This is a genomic window from Microbacterium sp. W4I20, from assembly GCF_030816505.1.
GTDB lineage: Bacteria > Actinomycetota > Actinomycetes > Actinomycetales > Microbacteriaceae > Microbacterium.
Genome location: NZ_JAUSYB010000001.1, coordinates 3,546,676 through 3,564,872, shown reverse-complemented (window position 1 = coordinate 3,564,872; position 18,197 = coordinate 3,546,676). Strand labels below are relative to the sequence as shown.

The following is an 18,197-nucleotide window of genomic DNA, read 5'->3' as shown; positions in this document are numbered from 1 at the left end:
AGAGGCGGCGTTGCTAGACTGCGCCGCACATGCTCCCTCCCTCGCCTGATCCCCTGCCGCGGGTGCGTGCCGAACGGATGCTGATCGCTCGGATCGTCATCGCCGTCGGCCTCGCACTCCTGCTGGTCGTCGGCGCATGGTCGACCGCGCACGGGAAGGCACACGTGCACGCGTCGCTCTGCCTCGCGGCCGGTGTCTCCCACTCCGGCGTCTCCGCCGGGGATCAGGATCACGCGGGCGCCGCGGTCGACCTGCCGACGCCGGATACGGCTCTGTGCCTGGTCGCCATCCTCTGCGTGGTCGCGCTCGTGCTGCTGTACCGGATGCTCCGCGGACGCGGCATGGGCGAGCGCGGTCGCCCGCGGATCGTCGCGATCCGGCTGAGGCGCGCCGGTCCGGCATCCTTCTTCTCCGCACTCACCCTCACGCAGCTCTCGATCTCCCGCACCTGAACGTCGACGAATGCATCGGGCCGCCCGCGCGGCATCCTTCCTCGTCGAACCCTGTGTCTGGAGACCTCATGAAAACCTCTGTCAAGGCGACCCTGATCGCCATCGCCGTCGCGGTCGTACTGCTGATCGTCGGCATCGTCTACGCCCTCAGCCAACGTGCCGCCACCCCTGAATCGCCCGAGGGCGGGCAGCTGCAGACCGTCCGCACCGACTCGCACGTGCTCGACGAGGGAGGGGCGGATGCGGTGACCGTGGTCGAGTTCCTCGACTTCGAGTGCGAGGCCTGCGCGGCCTTCTATCCGATCGTCGAAGACCTGCGCGCGAGTTTCGAGGGCGACATCACCTACGTCGTGCGCTACTTCCCGCTGCCCGGTCACGTGAACTCCACCCAAGCGGCGCTCGCGGCCGAGGCGGCAGCGCAGCAGGATCGCTTCGAGGACATGTATCACGCACTGTTCGAGACCCAGACCGAGTGGGCGCACAGCGACGTGGAGACTCCGGCGGCATTCCGCGGCATCGCTGAGGATCTCGGACTGGACATGGCCGCCTACGACGCGGCGATCGCCGATCCGGCCACCCTGCAGCGCGTGCAGGCGGACAAGACCGACGGCGAGAAGCTCGGCGTGAGCAGCACCCCCTCGTTCTTCATCGACGGGGCGCCGGTCGAACTGCAGGACTGGGACGACCTCGAGCAGGCGATCGAGAAGGCCGTCGACGGTTGATCAGCGTCACCGGCTCAGGCGCCTCCCGGCGAGGGAGCACCTGAGTCGGTGAGCGCCGGCGACAGCGTCTGCGCCAGAAGTCGTCGCGCATTCTGATACCGCCCCCGCGCCGTCGACGACGGGATGCCGATGATCGTCGACGCCTCCTCGATCGTGAACCCCTCCCAGTGCACCAGGCCGATGAGGTCGCGCAGATCATCGGGCAGTCGGCGTACGGCATCCCGCACGTCGATCGCCGAGGCATCGTCGTGGTGCGCCGGGTGCGACTCCAGGTGACCGCGCAACCGCTCCGCGAGCTTCCACCGACGCACCGACGCGCGCTGAGCGTTGGCGAGGATGCCCCGGGCGACCCCGAACAGCCACATCCGCGCCTCGGTCTCGTCGTCGGGCAGGGTATCGATGCGTCGCCAGGCCGTGAGCATGGTCTCGGAGAGGAGGTCGGCGGCATCCGCCCGCTCCGTGCGCCGTTCGAAGTACGCGAGCAGGTCGGAGGCGTTCGCGGCGATGCTGTCGAGCCCGCGAGGCGAGGAGTCGCGGGAGGCAGGCCGGATCACTGCGCTCCCCCGTCGCAGATCGCCTGACCGCGGACGGAGATCATGTTCTCCGGAACATCGGTGTCGAATCCGCGCTCTTCGAGCTCGGCCATCACGACGTCGTTCACCGCGCGGGACGTGGCCATCTGCGCCAGCACGTCGTCTGTGGTCGTGAGCTCGGTGTGCCCCGCGTCGATCCAGTCCTCGGCGATCGCGATCGCTTCCGGCTCGCCGCGCAGCCTTTTCTCGGCTCCTTCGACGTCGGCGGCGGCCACCACGTCGATGGACCGGAAGATCTCCTGGATCGCGGTCTGCACCTCGGGGTTCTCGGCGCGGATGTCGCCCACTCGCTCTTCGCACGAGACACCGCTCGGGAGGCTGTATCGGAACGTGCCGTCCGGACTCTCCGCCCAAGGGTGCCAGAGTCCGGTCGCCGCCGCTGCCACGGCGCCGCCGGCGAAGAGCAGGGCGAGACCTGCCCCGGCGGCCACCATGCCGGGGCGACGGTATCGATGCGACCGAGCCGCCGACCTCGTGGCGACCGTCAGGCGCGCGAGCTGTTCCTCTAGCTCTGGCGAGCGCGGTGCGATCAGCGCGCCTGCGTCGCGCAGGGCACGGTCGCCCTGATCCTCGCCATCCCCCGACATGGTGTTCTCCTCGATGCGTTCCATACCTGTATATGTGCAGCACCGGGCGAAACGTCCACAGCCGCGGCCGAATTCTCCGAACGGCCGCCCCGCCCTCGCTACGCTGAGCGCATGAACGAGGCCCCCGCGCGCACGACCCACCCCGTCCTCTCGGTCGTGCGGCGGATTCCGGCGACCGTGACGATGGTGCTGCTGATCCTCGCCGTCGGAGTGATCTGGCAGGGTCTGTGGGCGCCGTTCGAGGACACCGCGCTGTTCCGGAACGTGGCCTACGGGTTGCCGAATCTGACCGACGGGAAGTGGTGGACGCCGCTGACCGGAACCTTCTTCGTGAACGAGCCGTGGGTGTACGTGTTCACGATCTCCGGCTTCTGGGGCATGGCGTACCTGGAGTTCGTCCGCGGCTCGCGCGTGGCGCTCGCGTACTACTGGATCGGGCAGCTGTTCGCGATCCTCGCCACCGCGCTCGTGCTGCTGCTGGCCTCGCAGGTTCCGTGGGCGTGGGCGGCGACACAGGCGCAGGCGCTGGATGTCGGCGCCTCCGGCGGCACGATGGCCTGTATCGCGGCGGCGGTCGGACTGTTCCGGCCGCCGTGGCGCGTGCGCGGCTGGCTCATCCTGCTCGGCTTCGTGTTCATCGCGATGCTGTTCTGGGGCAAGGTCGCCGACCTCGAGCACCTGCTGGCCGTGCTGCTGATCCTGGTCGTCGATCGGTCGCTGCGCGTGCGGCGCACGACCGTCCGCGAGCAGCGCCTGATCGCCGTGGTCGCCGTGATGGTCCTCGGGGCGATCGAGATCATCAGCGTGTTCGTCCCCACGGACGGCCCGTTCGGTCCGACGGAGCCGGCATCCGGAGGGTTCATCGATCTCGCGGTCGACCTCGTCGTCATCCTGTTGCTCGTCACCGGCCTGCGTCGAGGGCGCCGGTGGGCCTGGATCATGGCGATCCTGCTCGGGCTCTACAACCTCCTGACCGCCGCGCTGGTGCTGGCGCTCATCACACTGACCAGTCAGGCCGAGCTCGACGTGCGCTGGGACGGCGAGACCGAGCTGCCGCTGGCGAACGGCTTCCTCTGGCTGATCATGCTCGTGTACCTGGTGTGGGTGCGGCGTGCGTTCCATGCCAAACGCAAGTCGACGCTCGGCATCCAGCCCGCGCCGACCATCGACGAGGTGAAGACTGAACTGCGCGCCCACGGCGGAGGGACGCTGTCGTGGATGACGACCTGGGAGGGCAACAGCTACGCGCGGGTCGCCGGCGGCGTGGTCGCCTACCAGCGCCGGAACGGGGTCGCGCTGGCCCTCGCGGATCCGATCGGGCCGGCGGCAGACAGGGCGGATGCTGTCGCGGAGTTCATCCGCGCGGCCGAGCAGGCGGGACTCGTGCCCTGCTACTTCAGCGCCGACGAGGCGACGCGCGCCGCGGTCCCCTCCACCTGGCGGAGCATCGTCGTCGCGGACGACACCATCGTCGACCTCGCAGGACTGGAGTTCACCGGCAAGCGGTGGAACTCCGTGCGCTCCTCCCTCAACCGGGCGGGCCGCGAGTCGATGACCTTCCGGATGACGCAGCTGAAGGTCGAGCCGTGGGGTGTGCAGCAGCAGGTGCGGGCGATCTCGGAGGCCTGGGTCGGCGATAAGGACCTGCCCGAGATGCGCTTCACCCTCGGCACCCTCGACGAGGCCGAGGACCCGGCCGTGCGGCTGGCACTGGCGCTCGCACCCAACGGCGACGTCGACGGGTTCCTCTCCTGGCTTCCCGTCTACGGCGGTGACGGCGTCGTGCGCGGCTGGACACTCGACCTCATGCGACGGCGCGACGGCGGCTTCGGCCCGGTCATGGAGTACCTGATCGGCTCCTCGGCGAAGCAGTTCTCCGAGGAGGGCGCCGAGATCATGTCCCTCTCCGGCGCCCCGCTCGCGCACGACTATCCACCGGATGCCGGTGTGATCGCGGCCCTCAGCGACAAGCTCGCCGACGCCCTCGAGCCCGTCTACGGCTTCGGGTCGCTGCACACCGCTTCAAGCAGAAGTTCCACCCGCGGTACGAGACCATGTATCTCCTGTTCCGCGACGAGAGCGACCTCACCCGCATCGGCGGCGCACTCACCCGGGCCTTCCTGCCGGATGCGACCCTGCGGCAGTTCGCGGGGGCAGGTCTCGAGCTCGTGCGCGGCGGGACGGACTAGCGGGTCAGGAGTCGCGGGGCCGCTGCCGGAGCTGCTTGACGTCGGTGCGGCGCTGCTTCGCCTTCAGCCGGCGCTCCTTCGAACCTCGACTCGGCTTGGTCGCACGCCGCGAGGATGCCGGCGGACGCAGGGCTTCGGCGACCAGCGCGGCCAGCCGTTCGCGGGCGGCTTCCCGGTTTCGCAGTTGCGCACGGTGCTCGGATGCCGCGATCGTCAGCATCCCGTCGACGAGGCGACCGGCGAGCCGTTCGAGGAGCCGTTCGCGCTGCACCGGCGACAGCGCCGCCGATCGCGCGGCATCCCAGAGGAGTTCGACGCGGGAGTCCGCGGTGTTCACGCCCTGTCCGCCGGGGCCGGACGACCGGGAGAACCGCCACGACAGCTCCGACTCCGGGATCGTGACCCCCGAGTTCACCCGGAGACCGGGGCGGTGAGGAGCGGCCATGCATCCATCATCCTCTTCGCCCGTGCAGAAGACGCGCAGCACAGCACGAACCTCGCAGGAATCCCGGGGGTTGCTGCGAGGTTCGTGTCGTCCTGCGACGTTTTCAGCGAGTGGGCGCGGGCAGGGCCTCGGCCGGAGCATCCGGCGCGTCGATCGGCGCACCCTTGGCGGTGTTCGCGATGTGCGCGCGGGCGACCACGATGATGGCGAGGATCATCAGCGCGACGCCGAGCCAGTACGGGGCGGCGGGGCTGACCAACGCGTAGAGCGCCCCGGCGATGAGCGGCGCGGCCGTCCCCATCGCCGCGTTCAGCGACTGGGTGACCCCGCCGAGCCAGCCCTGCTCGTCATCGCCGACGGCGTTCGACATCGCACCGTCCATCGCCGCGGTCGCGGCGCCCTGACCCGCGGCGAGCATGAGGGCACCGATGATGAACACCCACGGCTGGGCGAAGACCGAGGCCACGATGGCGAGAGCGGCGAGTCCGATCATCTGCGCGACGATTCCGCTCACGATCACGCCGCGTTCTCCGATGCGCGGGAGCAGGATGCCGAGCAGCACGCCCTGGATGAGGATGTCGATGATGCCGACGGCGGCGGTGAGCAGGCCGATCTGGGTCGGTCCCCACTGGATGGAGTCGAGCGCCAGCACGCTGAAGTTGTTCACGAAGAAGCCGAACGGCAGGGCGAGCAGCGCGAAGCCGATGAGCAGGCCGCGGAGCTCCACGCGTCGGAACGCGTTCCTGAACACGGCGAAGGGCTGCACGTCGCGCAGGGTGATCGCCGAGATGCGGTTCTCCGGCTTCAGGCTCTCGGGCAGCAGGAAGATGCTGAGGATCGCGATCGTGAGGCCGACCGCGGCGGTGAGGAAGACGGGGAGTTGAATGCTGATCGCCGCGAGCAGTCCGCCGACGGCCGGTCCGATCATCATCCCGATGCCGGAGAGAGCGCCGAGGAGACCGAATCGCTTCGCCCGCTGTTCGGGCGGCGTGATGTCGGCGAGATAGGCGAACAGAGCGGGCAGGTCGCCGGCCGTCAGGCCCTGGATGACCCGGGCGAGGACGAGGACCCAGATCGCGCCGCCGATGCCGAACAGCACCATGGCGAATGCGGCCCCGAACGCGGCGCCGATGATCACGGGACGACGACCGAACCGGTCGGACAGACGGCCGAGGAACGGTGCGACGAGGAAGGCGCAGAGCCCGTTGACGGCCTCCAGCACGCCGACCCAGATGGCGAGGTCCTTCTCTTCGGACACATATTGCAGCACGACGAACGGGAGTACCGGGAGTACGACCGTCATACCGATGACGGTGAGCATCGTGAGCACGATGAGCATGATCCACGCGCGGTTGGCGCGGCGGATCGAGGAAATGGTTGAAGTCATACCAAAAGTGTATCCATACCAGTTTTGGTGTCAAGCCAGTTTTGTATCGACTTCGCTAGACTGCAGGCATGACGACATCGGAACCCCTCGGCCGCCGCGAGCGGAAGAAGGCCGCGACGCGCAAAGCGATCTCGGATGTGGCGACCATGATGTTCCTCGAGCGCGGTTTCGACAACGTCAGCATCCGCGAGGTCGCCGATGCCGCCGACGTCTCTCCCACCACCGTCTTCGCCCACTTCGCCCAGAAGGAGGCGCTGGTGTTCGATGAAGACGACGAGCAACGGGACCGGCTGGTCTCCGCCGTGCGCGACCGCCCCGACGGCAGCACCATCAATCGCGCCATCCACGACTTCTACGCGACCGAGATGACAGCGAACGTCGTGGAGCACGGCGACGAGGTCACCCGCACCTTCATGCGCTTCCTCAACGAGACGCCCGCGCTGCGCGACTATGCCGCGAAGATGTGGCTCCGGCACGAGGACGCTCTCTCCGACGCCATCGCCGACGAGCTCGGGCTCTCCGAGCCCACCGCCGAGATCCGCGTCTATTCGCGGTTCATGCTGCAGCTGCAGCTGCTCGTCAACGAGAGCGAAGATCCGCTCGGCACCCTGGAGGCAGGGTTCTCCGTCCTGGAGACGGGCTGGGCGCCCATCGAGGAACGGATCGCTCGCGACGGGCAATCCGAGTGACCGGCGTCAGCGGTCGGCGATGGAGACCGTGAGCTCCACGAGCTCCTCGACATCACAGCGCAGGCCCTGCGCATAGGCGTCGCGCCACTCCGCGGGTGTCAGCCCCTCCCTGACCCGGTGCAGGTACAGCTCGAAGTCGGCCGGCTCGTTCGCGCGCGGATCGAAGCCGTAGCGCCGACCGATCGCATCGACGGCTCCGATGATCCGAGCGCCGGTCGCATCGTCGCCGAGTGCCGCTGCGGCTCCGGCCGCGACGGATGCGGCGATCAGCAGAGACACCGGATCACCGGCCTCGGCGCTGCGCCGCACGGCGGGCACGAGTGCGGCGATCGCTGCGGATCCCTGCCGCAGGTCGAGGTGCACCTTCGCCGCCACCACCGGCGCCATCAGCGCGACCCAGTCGTGCCCGCACCGCGTCGCGAGCGCACCGGCACGCTCGAGGAGGGCGATCGCCTCCCTGGCGCGGCCGGATCCCCGATGTACCTGGCCGCCGATCAGCATGACCATCGCCGCCGCGGCGGGCGGCATCCGATCCAGTTCTTGCAGGGCTGCGGCGAGGTCGCGTTGGGGATCGGCGACCGAGCGCGGATCGAGCGTGAGCAGGTACGCCGCGAAGGCGCGGGCAACGCCCCGAAGCACGGGATCTGCGGAGCGCTCCGCCGGATCGCGGGCGGCGGAGATCTCTCGGGCAGCCTCCTGCATGCTGCCCAGCTGGTAGGCGAGGAAACCGCGGGTCAGAGCGAGCTGCGCCTGGACGGCGGCATTCACCACCCCCGGCATCCCGGCCGCTCTGCGGGTCAGCGCGAGCAACTCCTGCTGCCTTCCCGCCCGGACGGCGAACCAGAGGAGACTGCCGGCGATGACCGCGGCCGTGGCCGTGTCTCCGGCACGCTCGGCCGAGGTGAAGGCTGCGGAGATGTCGGGCCACTCGCCACGGAGGCTACGGATGCGCATGTCGGAGCCTTCCGTCGTCAGCTCGACGGATGCGCGGCTCGCTTCGGCGGCGAACCACTCGCGATGCCGTCGCGACCACTCCTCGCCCGGAGTCTCACCCGCGAGGGTCGCGCGACGGACGATCTCGGAGACGCGGAAGACCGGGCCCGCGCCGCCGTCTTCCGCGGCGATGAGGGAGAAGGAGACGAGCTGATCGAGATCGGCGTCGCGTCGGCGCTCTCCGCACACCGCCGCGACGGCGGCACGATCGAAGGGGCCCGCGAAGCCGCAGACCTCGCGCAGTGTCTCGCGCTGCTCGGCGGTGAGCAGGGCCAGCGACGAACGGAGTGCCGAGGCGAGGGGAACCTGCTCGGAATCTCCCGACGGATGGAGATCGCGCAGCATGGACTCGGCGACCTCGTCCAGCGGCATCACGGCAGCACGTGCCGCGGCGAGTTCGATCGCCAGAGGCAGTCTGCCGAGCTTCTCGACGAGCCGTGCGACCGCGTCGGCCGGCGGCGGATCGGCCAGGTATCTGTCCGCGAACAGCTGTCGCGCCTCCGCGATCGCAAGCGGCTCGATGCGGAGCACGCTCTCCCCCGGAACCCCGAGTGCGCGTCGCGAGGTGCAGAGCACGGCGAGACCCCGAGCCGCAGTGAGCACCGCCACCGCGATCGCTGCGACCTCCGGCGCTGATGCGTCGGCGCCGTCGATCACGAGGATGCCGCGACGGTCCGCGAGGTGCGTCGCGATGCTGTGCGGAGTCGACTCCGCTGCGCCGACGACGGCGGCGATCCGCTCGCCGACCTGCTCATCAGCCGAGGCCCCGGGGCCGACGAACCAGATGTGCTCCTCGCCCGCGACGGCCTCGCTGCCCACCCAGTCGACCGCCAGTCTGGTCTTCCCGACACCGGCGGGACCGGTGAGTGTGATGAGACGGGCGACATCGAAGGCGGCCGTGAGCGCCGCGCGCTCGTCACGACGTCCGACGATCCCGGCGATCGGGGCGGGGATGCCGCGACGGCGGGCGATGCTCGCCGGATGGGGCGCGCGGGAGGGCTCGCCTCGGTGGAGAGCGCGGCCGGATCGATCAGCGGGCGCGACGGCATCCGGGGTCGTGACGGCATTCGAGCTCGCGGCGGCGAACCGGGCCAGCGCCCGGTCGGCGGGCGCCGCACGTGTCTGCGCGATCCTCGCGAGCGCGAGTACGTCGTCGTCGTCCGGATGCGCGGCGCGCAGGGAGTGCAGCACCGCGAGAGCGCGGTCGACGCGTCCGGCCTCGAGGTGTGCCCTCGCGTCGCGAAGGCGAAGGGTGTCGACGGCGTCGCGGATGTGGGAGCGGGCGGCATCGGCGAACGGGGGCTCGCCGATGCCCTGCAGTGGCGCCGCACGCCAGTGTTCGATCAGTCCTCGCTCGGAATCACCCAGCACGGCGTCGCGTCCGGAGAGCGCGTCTTCCAGCATCCAGAGGTCCACCGACAGACCGGGGTCCGCCGCGAGTCGATATCCGGCCCTGCCGCCGTCGAGCCAGGGACCGAGTGCCGTCGCACGCAGACGCGACATGTACGCGCGCAGCGTGGTGCGCAGCTGCGGCGATCCCGTGCCCCAGAGGTCATCGATCAGATCATCGAGCGTGACGGAGCGGCCGCGTTCGAGGGCGAGCCGTGCGATGAGTGCGCGCGGCCGGGGCCCGCCGACGTCGACGCGCACGCCATCGGCCGTGACGACGACCTCGTCGAGAAGCTGCAGATGCACGGAGCCCACGCTGCATCATTGCACGAACGTTGCAGAGCGGATGGATGCCGGGACCGACCGATCCACACAGCCAGGCTGAACACATGGAACACACCGATGCACCGATTCAGACCCGATTCCGCACCTCGCTCGGCGACATCGCTGCGACGGTGGTGGGACAAGGACCCCACGCCCTGCTGTGGCACGGCATGTTCGTGGACGGCGACTCCTGGGGACGCGTCATCCACGATCTCGCCCCCCACCGCACGCTCGTCGTCATCGACGGGCCGGGCTACGGGGCGAGTGCACCGCTGGGGCGGGTGAGCTCGATCGAGGAGTGCGCGGAGGTCGGCGCGCAGATCATCGAGCAGCTGGACGCGGGTGGGCGCGTCGACTGGGTGGGCGCGGCCTGGGGAGGCCATGTGGGGATGGCCGCTGCCGCGCTCTTCCCCGACAGCATCCGCTCGCTGGTGGCGATCAGCTCCCCGGTGGAGCCGATCGACCCGGTCTTCCGGATCAAGTTGATCATCGCCAATCAGGTGCTCGCGCATTTCGGTCCGATCCCGCACCTGAAGCATGTGATCCACGATGCGCAGCTGATCCCCGCGCACGCGAAGGATCGCGGCATGACCGATGTCATCGACGATGCCCTCACGCGGGCGCCCCGGCGGAGCATCGCCGCGACCGTGACCTCGTTCATCATCAATCGAGGGGATGCCACGCACCGGCTTCCGCGCATCGCGGCCCCGGCTCTGCTCGTCAGCGGAGACGACCGCGGCGAATGGACGCCCGAGATCATGGAGGCCGCGGCCGCCCGGATTCCAGATGCTCGAACCCGGGTCATCGCAGGATCGCGGACACTCATACCGGTCGAGCGGCCGGCCGAGCTCGCGGCCGAGATCGTGGCGTTCTGGTCGAGCCTCTGACGCCGGGGAGCCACTCGGTCTGCGGGGACGCGCCGCGGTTCAGACGTCGTACTCGTCGGGCGGGCGCATGGACGGTCCGCCGACCTGCAGCCCCAGCGACTGCGCCCGTCCGGCCGGCTCTTCCCACTCCTCCTGGCGCCCCAGCGGCGTGAGGTCGAGGTGCGGGTAGCCGTTGTGGAACTCCTCGATGCCGCGGCCGAAGGTCGAGTAGGTGTGGAAGATGTCGTCGTCGACGCGGAGGAACACGCTGATGCCGGGCATCTCCTCGCCGCGCATGTCGGCGGTCCAGCCGGCGCCGGTCCACGGCGTGCCGGTGCTCTCGAGCTCCGATTCGTCGCGGAAGTGGAGCTGCACGGGTGCGACGCGGTCGTCGAGAGTGGCATGGAAGTCCCAGTTGAAGTCGCTGTCGTACGACGAGAACCACGGGAACCCCCACCCCATCCGCTCGCGGTAGGCGGCGATCTGGGGGAACGGCGCACGCGAGACGGCGACGAGGGTCGTGTTGCGCACGTGCAGCTGACGCAGGTTTCCGATCTGGTCGGCAGCAGACGAGCAGCTGGCGCACGCGGCATCCCAGTCGGGCGCGAACATGAAGTGATGCATCACCAGCTGCGGCCGCCCGTCGAACAGGTCGTCGAGCGAGACCTCGCCGTCCGGCCCCGTGAAGCGGTACTCCTTCTCGACCCGCACCATCGGCAGTCGTCGACGCTCGGCGTTGAGCCGGTCACGAGCCCGCGTGAGCTCCTTCTCCTGGGCCAGCAGCGCCTTCCGCGCGACGAGCCACTCGTCTGCGGAGACGACCGCGGGCAGGTTTCCCATCGGTGTCGTCATGCATCGAACCGTACGCCGCCGGTCACGATCGGACCAGAGGGGAAGTGGACGCGACGGCGGTAGTCGCTGCCGAGATCGCGGCGTTCTCGGGGCGGCTCGACTCACGGCGATCGGGGCACGCCTGTGACCGCCAGGTGAACGCGAGGGCGCCGGGTCTGAAGGCTGGGTGAACAAGCGGGAAGTCGCTGGAGACCGGAATACTGCACGCCTAGGTTCAGGAATGGGCCGGCGACCGTCCGGCTGCACGCCATGCTCGACACTGGGGATGCACATGAGAATCAGCAAGATGACGGGGTGGGCGGCCGCAGGCCTGGCCACCGCCCTGATCGCGGCACCGCTGCCCGCGCTCGCACAAGACACCGACGCCACTGACGCCACGACCGGCTCGCTGACGGTCACGCGGTTCGACGACCGCTATGCCGACGGCCTGTACGACACGAGCAAGACGGCGTCGAGCGGCGACGTCGACCGCCTCAACACGTCGCACGCGGCGCAGCTGATCGATGTCGACGGCACCCGGCACTACCTGAGCGCGGATGCCGACGGCCTGTACCGCTTCACCGACATCCCGGTCGGTCCGGCGAAGCTCTACCTCGGCTACCCGAACAACCCTCCGGGCGAGGTGCTGTTCGACGCCACCGGAGCGACGGACGCGACCGAGATCACCCGCCTCGCGACGGCCGAGTACTTCGGTCCGCAGGGCGTGCTCGACATCGAGATCGACGCGGACGGCGAGGAGCGCCTGATCGGCATGTCGGCCCTGCGGCTCGTCGCGAACGTCGTGAACGCCGAAGGAACTCCCGCCTCCGGTCTCGCGACCGTCGAGCTCGGCTCGGGCGACGACTGGTACCCGGCGACGGAGTACGACTTCCAGCCCGGCACCTACGAGGCATTCCAGCCCTCGGGGTACATCCGTCACCTCCCCGGCGAGCTCGGGGTGCGGGTCACGCCTCCTGCCGGCTTCCGGGTCGCCGACGTCACCGCGGGAGACAACAGCGCCTTCACCGTGACCGAGCGCGGCGGCGCCTACTGGTTCTCTTCGACCCAGGTGTGGAACTACTTCTGGAACCCCGCCTTCACGGTCGCCCTCGAGCCGATCCCGGACGTGCACAAGCCCACCGCGACCCTCGTCTCCCCCACGACCGCCGGTCCGTTCTCGGCGCTGAACGTGCGGGTCGATGCGACCGATGACACGGGCCTGAAGCGCATCGTCGCCAACGTCTATCAGGGCGGCACGCTCATCAAGAGCACGCAGACCGCGGTCACCGGCACGAGTGCATCGCACACGGCGACGGTCGCCCTGGCCGACGGCGAGTACACCGTCAAGTACAACTCGCAGGATGTCACGGGCAAGATCTCGCAGACGAAGTCGTTCACCTTCACGATCGACGCGACCGCGCCGAAGGCGACCGTGAAGACGGGCGAGAAGTTCACGATCGGCGCGAACGGCGTCTACGACCTCGTGAGCTTCAAGCTGTCGGATGCCGGAAAGATCGACAAGGTCACCATCAACGGCAAGGTCAAGGACCTCACGAACAACGCCTGGTCCGACGTCAACTTCATCAAGCCGGGCACGTTCGGCGCGGTGGTCGGGGTGAACACGCTGGTCGTGTACGACGTGGCGGGCAACACGCAGACCACCACGTTCACGCTGAACTGATCTGCAGCACTGCACGATCGGAGCCGCGATCTCGCCACGGAGGGGTCGCGGCTTCGCTGCGCCGAGAACGGCGCGGGTGTACGTTGCGAAGATGCATACCATCCGCGTGGGTCTCGTGGCCGATCCGGCTTCGCCCACCCTCGTCGCGCGTCGCATAACCGACCTCTCGCCGCCGCCCAGAGCGGAAGCGGATGACTGGTCCATCGATCTCGTCAGCGAGCCCTTCACCCTGGGGTCTGAGGCCGTCGACACCGCGTTGGAACGGCTCCGAGCACATGCCGATAAGAACGACTGGGCACTCGTCGTCGGTGTGACCGAGCTCCCGCTTCGCGACGACGACGGCCGCTACCTCCTGGCCGCGATCGACCCCCAACGACAATCCGCAGTCCTCTCGCTGCCCGCACTCGGCGGTTTCCGTGTGCAGGACCGCGCCCGCCGCGCAGTGCGAGGATTGGTCAACGACATGGCCGAGCCCACCACGCCGGAAGAGCAGCTCCTGCCCCTCCCCGGGCCGAGCGCCCGCTGGCGCGTGCTCCTCGGCATGGTGCTCGCCAACCGTCCGTGGCGACTCGCGGCAGGACTCAAGTCCGCACTCGTCGCAGCCCTGGCCACGGGGGCTGCGGCGACGATACAGTCGACGATCTGGTCGCTCGCCGACTCCCTTTCGGGATGGCGGCTCGCCGCCGCGACCTTCGCGTCCATCGCGATCGTCATCGCCTGGATCGTGATCGACGGCAAACTCTGGGACCGCCCCGACGACGATTCGCCCGAGGCGCGCGACCGGTCCAGGCTCTACAACACCTCGACCCTGTTGACTCTGATCTTCGGAGTAGTCATCTGCTATCTGGCCCTGTACATCGTCAATCTCGCATGGGCCCTGTTCGTGCTCGATCCGGAGGTGATCAGCGAAACGCTCGGCAGAACGATCACCCACGGCGATCTGTTCGTACTCACCTGGTTCGTCGCATCGGTGGCCACGCTCGGCGGGGCGCTCGGAACGGGCCTGGAGTCGGACGAAGCCATCCGCGCCGCCACGTACTCGAAGCGCGAAGAGGAGCGCCGCGCCCGTCTGGCGGGCGAGGGCGGCTGAGCAGCCACCCCGCACATGATCTGAACGCGGGAACCCCGTCGAGGGGAAGTGGACGCGACGGCGGGAGTCGAACCCGCCACGCCATCAGGTATGAGCTGAGGCCCGGGACCGCCCGGATCGCCGCGATGAGGACGACGTTACCCGGCCGTGACCTTCGCCGCCAGGACCGTTGCCTGGGATAACACCATGAGTCGAAGAATGACGTCAGCGGCTCGCGTCGATCAGTATGTGCCGTGCACGTAGAGGTTCGACTCCGCCCGCCGGCGATTGACGAGGCCGGGCAGTCCCTTGTTCGTCCAGCGCGAGAGCTGCGCGGGGACGTCGGCATGACGCCCCTCGTTCACGACCCGCAGCAGCGTCGATCCCTGGAAGGCGCCGGTGCCCACGTTGAACGTGAAGCTGACCAGCGCATCGAACTTGTGCTGGGTGAGCGGAACGTGCACGCCTGCGTTCACCGCGCGCACCGCGATCTGACTGTCCGCGCGGAGGAGCGCGATGCCCTCTGCCCGAGTGATGCCGTCCTTGAACCCCGGTGGCTCCGCTCCCGAGCATCCGCCGCGGTGCACGAGGTGTCCGAAGCCGATCGTGCAGTGCCCGAGGGCGTCGTTGTAGAGCCGCGCACGGAAGCCCTCCCATCCCGCGATGAAGTCCAGCCCTTTCGAGCTGATGTTCCCGTTCGCCACGATCGTTCCTCTCCGGCGTCAGATGGCGAAGTGGACGTGATTCCTGTGCCCGGCCCAGGCCGCACCCCAGAAGGACGGCGGCACGCGCCTGCCGCTGTCGACGGATCCGCCCGGATTGTGGATGAGCTCGGCCAGCTCACCCAGGTGCGTGTCGATCGCCCAGGTCACGAACCGCTGCATGTTCGCCTCCGAGCCGACGAGGTCCGCAGCGCGACCTCGATAGTGGTACGAGTTTCGCGAGTGGGCGCCCGGAGTCACCGGCCCCCACCGCGCCGGTGCACCCGGCGCATTGCACTCGTTGACGTTCAACCCGAAATGCGTTTCAGCGAACGAACACGAGCGGATGAAGAGCGAAGCCTGCGAGAAGTCTTCAGCCATGCGATGGTCCCCTTTTCCCCAGCCCCCGATCCGGATTCTCCTCCCCTGGATCACACGGAACAAGGGGCACATTCCGAGCCCATCTGCGCTCTGGTGAGGATGGCGGCACAGGTGTACTGTCACGAGCAGATGCGGCCGATCGGGGCGGGGCGGCCACATCGGGCCGCACCCGGCGATATCGCTCTCAAAGGAGAGAGACATGGACCTGCACCCTGTTCTGACCCGATCCCTGGAAGCGCAGGCTTTCCGCCGCGTTCCGCTGGATCAGCTCGTCGCCGCGCCGTTCGTCTTGCCCGGCGCCGGCCCCGAGGTCGACGCCGCTCTGACCCGCGCGCAGGACGACCCGAACTGGGTGGAGGTCGTGCGTCAGCTCGCCCAGCTGAAGCTCCGGGGATTCTGGGACCTCCATCTTCGCCTCGACAAGCACGACCTCGAGATCGTCCCCGTCTACGCCTGGCAGGGCGAGCTGGACATCGCGACCGTCGACAGCTACATGGACTTCATCTTCACCGTCGTGAGCCAGATCGCGGGCAACCTGGGAAAGCTGAAGCTGGACGACACCGCGGTCAAAGCACTCACGCTGGTCTTGAACACCGCCGGGGTCAAGGACACCGCGAAGCAGGTGGCCACGCTGCTGATCGAGGCGAATGCCGCGACGATGCCGAATACCAACGTCCTGTTCGTCGATGTCGACGGGATCAGCGAAGATCTTCGGCAGCGCTTCGAGTGGAATGTGCAGCGGGTGAGCACGAATCCTTTCAACTTCAACCGGCCGTGGGTGTACGCATACGGTGTCGACGGACGCACCTTCCAGGTCGCAGGAGTCGGCGACATCAACACCCTGAACAAGGGGCAGCTCGCGCAGAGTCTCGCCTTCCTGGCACTCCAATGACCACCGCCGCACTCACCCCCACGGGCCGAAAGACGCACCGGTACCTCCGGCTCTCCCTGGTCTTCGTCGTGTTCACCTTGCTGGCGAGCGTGGCGGTCCAGTCGTTCGTGGTGTCGTGGGAGCCGTTCACCGTGGGCTGGCAGGTGCTCCCCTCGATCAGCCACTACTTCTACACGCCGGTGCGCAGCATCTTCACCGGGGCTCTGATCGCCGCCTCGCTCGCGCTCTTGGCCCTCTCCGGGCGCGGGCCAGCCCCGACGCTCCTCGACATCGCCGCGCTGTTCGCCCCTCTCATCGCGATCATCCCCACCGGCATCAACGCGGAGCGCCCGATCGGCGACCTGACCTGCCCGGGGACCGACGACTGCGTCCCCGGGCAGTACCTGGAGGACGCCCGCCTCGGGGTCGCGGTGTACGTCATCGTCGTGATCGTGGTCGTTCTCACGATGATGTGGATCCGCAAGCACCAGGGGATCACGACCCCGAGCGCCCTCCTCGTTTCGAGCATCGCCGTCGTCACCGCGGCGGTGTTCGCCGTTTTCACCTTCGTCCCCGGGCTGAACGACGCCTTCCCGCTCAACTTCTGGCCGCTCCCGCAGAGCCTCCACTTCCTCGCGACCCTGCTCTTCTTCGGAACATTCGCGGCGGTGCCGATCCTTCACGCTCGGGGAGTTGCAGATCCCACCGAGAAGACTCCCGAGCTGTGGCAGAAGGTCTTCTACCGCTGGGTGGCGGGGTTGATGATCGCCGACCTGGTGATGCTCGTCGCCGCCTTCGTCCTCCGCAACTCGCTCGGCGGCTTCCCGCTGGTGCTCATCGGCGAAGCCCTCGCACTCGCGCTCTTCGCGGCGTTCTGGTGGGTGCAGACCTTCCAGCGCTGGAACGACGAGAACCCGGCAGGCGTCACCACCGTCGACTAGGGGCCTGCCGCCGACACCCGGCTAGCATTGACGGGCACGGCAGGCTCGGCGGCTCCCCCGCCACGGCGACGACGGTGGCCGTGCGCCGCGGAGCACCAGATGAACTCATATCGGCAGGATGACTGGGACGCGAGTCCCACGCATCCGTCGACGGTCAGCGCACCGTACCTGATGGGCACCGGCGTCGTGACCGGCGACGACGCCGGAACACGGCCGCTCTCCCCTCCGCACTCGCATCCGGATGCCATGCTCGCCTGGTGCTATCGAGGCACCGTGTGGCTGCATCTGCAGGACGCCCGCTGGCGCCTCGCTCCGGGGCAGGGAGTGTGGATTCCGCCGCATACACCGCACACCGCGCACCATGAACGTGATTCGATCGGCTGCTACACGTACATCCCGGATGCTTCACTGATCGCTCCGATCGACGGGATCGCCCGGGTGCTGGTGCCTCGTGCGGTGCAGGAGATGCTGCTCCATCTCGGCATCAACGACATGCCGACGGATCTGCGCGTGCGCATCCAATCGGTGCTCATCGAGATGCTGCAGCAGCCGAGCGCGGAGTCGGCGGACGGCTGGGGCGAGGTGCCGATGCCGACCGACGAGCGCGTGCGGCCTCTTGTGCAGGCCGTCCTCGCCGACCCGGGCGATCCGCGCGGCGCCGTGGATCTGTTCATCGAACACGGGCTCCACGAGAGGACCGTGCTGCGCATCTTCCAGAACGACATCGGCATGAGCTTCGGACGCTGGCGCACCGGCGTGCGGATGACGCTCGCCGCCCGGCTGATCGTCGACGGCACCCCGATCGGCGCGGCCGCGCATCGGTGCGGATACGCCACGACGAGCGCGTTCTCCGCCGCCTTCAAGGAGCGCTTCGGCCTCACCCCTCGGCAGCATGTGTCGCGCGTGCAGGCGGATTCCGCCCACCAGCTGTACTGGCGCTGAGCCGGGCCCGGACACCGGTTCGTCGTTTTCCCGACACAACTCGTCGCTCTGTCGACACTGACGTCGAGATATCCGTCCTAGCATCGAAGTGTTAGGGCATGCTTACCTAACTTCTCGCCGCGGTGGTGCGGCTCACCCTCCCCC

At 68.8% G+C, this 18,197-nt stretch carries 17 protein-coding genes, 1 tRNA gene and 1 pseudogene; 10 read left to right on the top strand and 9 right to left on the bottom strand.

The genetic code is table 11. From position 1 onward, the window contains the following. Positions 1–29: 29 nt before the first annotated feature. Together QFZ21_RS17245 and QFZ21_RS17240 are read left to right on the top strand one after the other, a co-directional pair. On the top strand, positions 30–452 hold the full coding sequence (locus QFZ21_RS17245; protein WP_307380040.1) for a hypothetical protein: 423 nt from the start codon (positions 30–32) through the stop codon (positions 450–452). Positions 453–520: 68 nt separating this feature from the next. Further along, positions 521–1,174: a thioredoxin domain-containing protein gene (locus tag QFZ21_RS17240; RefSeq protein WP_307380039.1), complete on the top strand. Its 654-nt coding sequence runs from the start codon at positions 521–523 to the stop codon at positions 1,172–1,174. 14 nt (positions 1,175–1,188) lie between these two features. On the opposite strand, the gene QFZ21_RS17235 is transcribed toward QFZ21_RS17240, so the two are convergent. Both QFZ21_RS17235 and QFZ21_RS17230 read right to left on the bottom strand, forming a co-directional pair. Further along, positions 1,189–1,728 (bottom strand): RNA polymerase sigma factor, encoded by a 540-nt coding sequence (locus tag QFZ21_RS17235; protein ID WP_307380038.1) that lies wholly within the window; start codon positions 1,726–1,728, stop codon positions 1,189–1,191. Then, positions 1,725–2,378 (bottom strand): hypothetical protein, encoded by a 654-nt coding sequence (locus QFZ21_RS17230; protein WP_307380037.1) that lies wholly within the window; start codon positions 2,376–2,378, stop codon positions 1,725–1,727. The genes QFZ21_RS17235 and QFZ21_RS17230 overlap by 4 nt, the downstream gene beginning before the upstream one ends. A gap of 87 nt (positions 2,379–2,465) precedes the next feature. Between QFZ21_RS17230 and QFZ21_RS17225 the strand changes: the two are divergent. After that, positions 2,466–4,316: pseudogene (locus tag QFZ21_RS17225) on the top strand (bifunctional lysylphosphatidylglycerol flippase/synthetase MprF); the annotation flags it as partial. A gap of 231 nt (positions 4,317–4,547) precedes the next feature. Here the strand turns inward: QFZ21_RS17225 and arfB are convergent. Together arfB and QFZ21_RS17215 are read right to left on the bottom strand one after the other, a co-directional pair. Next, positions 4,548–4,988, bottom strand: a complete 441-nt coding sequence (gene arfB, locus QFZ21_RS17220; protein WP_307381339.1) for an alternative ribosome rescue aminoacyl-tRNA hydrolase ArfB — start codon at positions 4,986–4,988, stop codon at positions 4,548–4,550. A gap of 103 nt (positions 4,989–5,091) precedes the next feature. After that, the gene (locus QFZ21_RS17215; RefSeq protein ID WP_307380035.1) at positions 5,092–6,375 is read right to left on the bottom strand and encodes an MFS transporter; all 1,284 of its coding nucleotides are present in this window, start codon (positions 6,373–6,375) and stop codon (positions 5,092–5,094) included. Between the two features lie 68 nt (positions 6,376–6,443). Here QFZ21_RS17215 and QFZ21_RS17210 point away from each other — a divergent pair, with 68 nt between their 5' ends. After that, complete coding sequence (locus tag QFZ21_RS17210; protein WP_307380033.1) at positions 6,444–7,064, top strand: TetR/AcrR family transcriptional regulator; 621 nt, start codon at positions 6,444–6,446, stop codon at positions 7,062–7,064. Between the two features lie 6 nt (positions 7,065–7,070). On the opposite strand, the gene QFZ21_RS17205 is transcribed toward QFZ21_RS17210, so the two are convergent. After that, positions 7,071–9,761: a hypothetical protein gene (locus QFZ21_RS17205; RefSeq protein WP_307380031.1), complete on the bottom strand. Its 2,691-nt coding sequence runs from the start codon at positions 9,759–9,761 to the stop codon at positions 7,071–7,073. Positions 9,762–9,835: 74 nt separating this feature from the next. Here QFZ21_RS17205 and QFZ21_RS17200 point away from each other — a divergent pair, with 74 nt between their 5' ends. Beyond that, on the top strand, positions 9,836–10,657 hold the full coding sequence (locus QFZ21_RS17200; protein ID WP_307380029.1) for an alpha/beta fold hydrolase: 822 nt from the start codon (positions 9,836–9,838) through the stop codon (positions 10,655–10,657). Positions 10,658–10,696: 39 nt separating this feature from the next. Here QFZ21_RS17200 and QFZ21_RS17195 read toward each other — a convergent pair whose 3' ends face one another. After that, positions 10,697–11,488, bottom strand: a complete 792-nt coding sequence (locus QFZ21_RS17195; RefSeq protein ID WP_307380028.1) for a DUF899 domain-containing protein — start codon at positions 11,486–11,488, stop codon at positions 10,697–10,699. 271 nt (positions 11,489–11,759) lie between these two features. Here QFZ21_RS17195 and QFZ21_RS17190 point away from each other — a divergent pair, with 271 nt between their 5' ends. Both QFZ21_RS17190 and QFZ21_RS17185 read left to right on the top strand, forming a co-directional pair. Continuing rightward, entirely contained in the window at positions 11,760–13,148 is a 1,389-nt protein-coding gene (locus tag QFZ21_RS17190; RefSeq protein WP_307380026.1) for a hypothetical protein, read from the top strand. 91 nt (positions 13,149–13,239) lie between these two features. Beyond that, positions 13,240–14,238, top strand: a complete 999-nt coding sequence (locus QFZ21_RS17185) for a hypothetical protein (RefSeq protein WP_307380024.1) — start codon at positions 13,240–13,242, stop codon at positions 14,236–14,238. A 49-nt stretch (positions 14,239–14,287) separates the two neighbouring features. Here QFZ21_RS17185 and QFZ21_RS17180 read toward each other — a convergent pair. The 3 genes from QFZ21_RS17180 to QFZ21_RS17170 form a co-directional block, all read right to left on the bottom strand. Then, a tRNA-Met gene (locus QFZ21_RS17180) sits at positions 14,288–14,363 on the bottom strand. A gap of 96 nt (positions 14,364–14,459) precedes the next feature. Next, on the bottom strand, positions 14,460–14,921 hold the full coding sequence (locus QFZ21_RS17175) for a lysozyme (protein WP_307380022.1): 462 nt from the start codon (positions 14,919–14,921) through the stop codon (positions 14,460–14,462). Positions 14,922–14,939: 18 nt separating this feature from the next. Further along, positions 14,940–15,299 (bottom strand): hypothetical protein, encoded by a 360-nt coding sequence (locus QFZ21_RS17170; RefSeq protein WP_307380019.1) that lies wholly within the window; start codon positions 15,297–15,299, stop codon positions 14,940–14,942. Between the two features lie 199 nt (positions 15,300–15,498). Here QFZ21_RS17170 and QFZ21_RS17165 point away from each other — a divergent pair, with 199 nt between their 5' ends. The 3 genes from QFZ21_RS17165 (at position 15,499) to QFZ21_RS17155 (ending at position 18,053) form a co-directional block, all read left to right on the top strand. Then, positions 15,499–16,191: a hypothetical protein gene (locus QFZ21_RS17165; protein ID WP_307380017.1), complete on the top strand. Its 693-nt coding sequence runs from the start codon at positions 15,499–15,501 to the stop codon at positions 16,189–16,191. Beyond that, complete coding sequence (locus QFZ21_RS17160) at positions 16,188–17,111, top strand: hypothetical protein (RefSeq protein WP_307380015.1); 924 nt, start codon at positions 16,188–16,190, stop codon at positions 17,109–17,111. The genes QFZ21_RS17165 and QFZ21_RS17160 overlap by 4 nt, the downstream gene beginning before the upstream one ends. A gap of 99 nt (positions 17,112–17,210) precedes the next feature. Beyond that, positions 17,211–18,053, top strand: a complete 843-nt coding sequence (locus QFZ21_RS17155; protein WP_307380012.1) for an AraC family transcriptional regulator — start codon at positions 17,211–17,213, stop codon at positions 18,051–18,053. The last annotated feature ends 144 nt before the right edge of the window (positions 18,054–18,197 follow it).

Excerpts from the sequence above, each read along its gene's own strand:
- QFZ21_RS17245 (WP_307380040.1), top strand. The coding sequence starts at position 30 with ATGCTCCCTCCCTCGCCTGATCCCCTGCCGCGGGTGCGTGCCGAACGG.
- QFZ21_RS17240 (WP_307380039.1), top strand. The coding sequence starts at position 521 with ATGAAAACCTCTGTCAAGGCGACCCTGATCGCCATCGCCGTCGCGGTC.
- QFZ21_RS17230 (WP_307380037.1), bottom strand. The coding sequence starts at position 2,378 with ATGGAACGCATCGAGGAGAACACCATGTCGGGGGATGGCGAGGATCAG.
- arfB (WP_307381339.1), bottom strand. The coding sequence starts at position 4,988 with ATGGCCGCTCCTCACCGCCCCGGTCTCCGGGTGAACTCGGGGGTCACG.
- QFZ21_RS17215 (WP_307380035.1), bottom strand. The coding sequence starts at position 6,375 with ATGACTTCAACCATTTCCTCGATCCGCCGCGCCAACCGCGCGTGGATC.
- QFZ21_RS17210 (WP_307380033.1), top strand. The coding sequence starts at position 6,444 with ATGACGACATCGGAACCCCTCGGCCGCCGCGAGCGGAAGAAGGCCGCG.
- QFZ21_RS17200 (WP_307380029.1), top strand. The coding sequence starts at position 9,836 with ATGGAACACACCGATGCACCGATTCAGACCCGATTCCGCACCTCGCTC.
- QFZ21_RS17195 (WP_307380028.1), bottom strand. The coding sequence starts at position 11,488 with ATGACGACACCGATGGGAAACCTGCCCGCGGTCGTCTCCGCAGACGAG.
- QFZ21_RS17190 (WP_307380026.1), top strand. The coding sequence starts at position 11,760 with ATGAGAATCAGCAAGATGACGGGGTGGGCGGCCGCAGGCCTGGCCACC.
- QFZ21_RS17185 (WP_307380024.1), top strand. The coding sequence starts at position 13,240 with ATGCATACCATCCGCGTGGGTCTCGTGGCCGATCCGGCTTCGCCCACC.
- QFZ21_RS17170 (WP_307380019.1), bottom strand. The coding sequence starts at position 15,299 with ATGGCTGAAGACTTCTCGCAGGCTTCGCTCTTCATCCGCTCGTGTTCG.
- QFZ21_RS17165 (WP_307380017.1), top strand. The coding sequence starts at position 15,499 with ATGGACCTGCACCCTGTTCTGACCCGATCCCTGGAAGCGCAGGCTTTC.
- QFZ21_RS17160 (WP_307380015.1), top strand. The coding sequence starts at position 16,188 with ATGACCACCGCCGCACTCACCCCCACGGGCCGAAAGACGCACCGGTAC.
- QFZ21_RS17155 (WP_307380012.1), top strand. The coding sequence starts at position 17,211 with ATGAACTCATATCGGCAGGATGACTGGGACGCGAGTCCCACGCATCCG.